The sequence below is a fragment of the Variovorax sp. P2_H12 genome (assembly GCF_056403395.1).
In genome coordinates, this window is record NZ_JBFUFO010000147.1 from 1 (window position 1) to 539 (window position 539).

The following is a 539-nucleotide window of genomic DNA, read 5'->3' on the forward strand; positions in this document are numbered from 1 at the left end:
CAACACGAGCTCGCAGCTCATCAGGTACTCCGGCCTGCCCGCAAGACATGCTCCCGTCGCCCCTATCCCGGTGCGGCGACGATACTCCGCCGAGGCATCGAACCTTGCGCCGGGAAGGCGCGAGGGATAAGCATGCCAGGTAACAACATCGTCGAACAAGACCATCGGGCCATCAAGCGCATCGTACGGCCGATGCTCGGATTCAAGTCCTTTCGCTGCGCGCGGATCCTGCTCGCCGGGATCGAACTGATGCACATGATCAGGAAGGGTCAGCTTGACTGCCCTCAAGGCCACAACTCGCCCGCGGCGTCGAAGTTCTACTCGCTGGCTTTTTGAGCGAAAAGCACGACGCGTAAATGCTCGGCCCAGCGCTGCTATTGCGACAGAACCTTGACCTGCCCCCTCCTGCCGTGCCATTCATAACGAGGAAGTCCGGGGTTGCAAGATTAATTGATCTCGGTGGTTGTTGAGCTGGATCGAGCTGCGTCGCCAGCGCGCTGGCGATGCAGCTCGGCGAACTTCGCCGGTGGCATTCGCTG

1 pseudogene is annotated in these 539 nt (G+C 60.9%); it reads left to right on the plus strand.

The features are described 5' to 3' along the window. Window positions 1-141: 141 nt before the first annotated feature. Window positions 142-336 (plus strand): annotated as a pseudogene (locus AC1DYK_RS35580) (DDE-type integrase/transposase/recombinase); the annotation flags it as partial. Window positions 337-539 lie beyond the last annotated feature (203 nt).